Source organism: Aerococcus sp. L_32, assembly GCF_050689315.1.
The window spans coordinates 1-1,229 of sequence record NZ_JBOEQF010000525.1 but is presented as its reverse complement, the minus strand read 5'-3'; the positions used below and the strand labels follow the sequence as shown (position 1 = coordinate 1,229).

Sequence of the window (1,229 nt, the reverse complement as noted above, 5' to 3'; positions counted from 1 at the left end):
CATCATTAGGAATTTCTTTTAACAATTTGGCAGGTACCCCACCAACTAATGAATTATCAGCTACATCCTTAGTCACAACCGCACCAGCCGCCACAACAACATTGTTACCAATCGTCACACCAGGTAAAATAGTTACATTTCCACCAAGCCATACATCATTCCCAATTGTTACTGAGCTTGCCACAGCTAGATGGTCTCGTCGTCCTTGAGGTGTTATGGGATGATTTACTGTAGAAATCAATGTATTTGGCCCTATCATCACATCATTCCCGATTTTCACTTTAGCAATATCCAAAATTGTTACATTATAATTTGCTAGAAAATTATCACCAACCTCAATATTTTCTCCACTATCACAATTAAAGACAGGAGCTACAAAGGGATTTTTGCCCACTTTTCCAAATAAATTTCTTATTGCCGCTTCCAATGCTACATTATCTGAAGTATCTACACCATTTAATTTTTTACAACCGGAGATTGCTTGAAGTTTTTGACTATTCACTTCTTTATCTCGCATCGAATATGGTAATCCTGCCTGCAGTTTTTCCATTTCAGTCATATTTTGAATGTTTTCTGTCATCACAAACGCCCTCTCTTATTCAAGTCATCTTTCTGCTATATATTAAAATAAGAACCTTACGCTTACTAGCATAAGGTCCTGTCATGGTTTATTTAATTAAATTATTATCCTCATCATTTGCTGCTTCTTCCAACAATTGATCAATTCGTTCACGATCAGCTGCTGAAATTTCGTCTAAGGTATTCAAGATTGGGAAGCGGACATGGAAAATAGACCCATTGCCCAGTTCACTCTCTACAAAGATAGAACCCTTGTACCCTTTGATTAATTCTTTCGCGATTGATAAACCTAGACCATTCCCTCCACGTTCACGCGATCGCGCCTTATCCACCCGGTAGAAGCGGTTAAAGATACGGTTTTGGTCTTCTTGAGACATCCCCTCACCGAAATCTTGGATGGCAATTTCAATATAATCAACGGCGTTGGTCGCAACAGAAATATGGATTTCTTGGCGATCAGTTGAATATTTGACAGCATTGTCCAATAAAATAATCAGGATTTGTTCAAGGTGGTTACGGTAAATCTGAATCTCATAATTACGACGCAAGTCATTTTCCAAGAAGAATTGGAAGTCTGGGTATAGGACCTTGAAGTTTTGGAAAACTTGATTGATCACTTCATTGATTAACGTCGTCTTATCGTAATACTG

At 38.1% G+C, this 1,229-nt stretch carries 2 protein-coding genes; both read right to left on the bottom strand.

Annotated elements, in window-relative coordinates:
- Positions 1 to 559 (bottom strand): DapH/DapD/GlmU-related protein (locus ACRCJ0_RS14485; RefSeq protein ID WP_431390909.1); only part of this gene is annotated, 559 nt, incomplete at its 3' end.
- Positions 560 to 668: 109 nt separating this feature from the next.
- Positions 669 to 1,229, bottom strand: a 561-nt coding sequence (locus ACRCJ0_RS14480) for a sensor histidine kinase (protein WP_431390908.1), incomplete at its 5' end; no start/stop codon positions are given.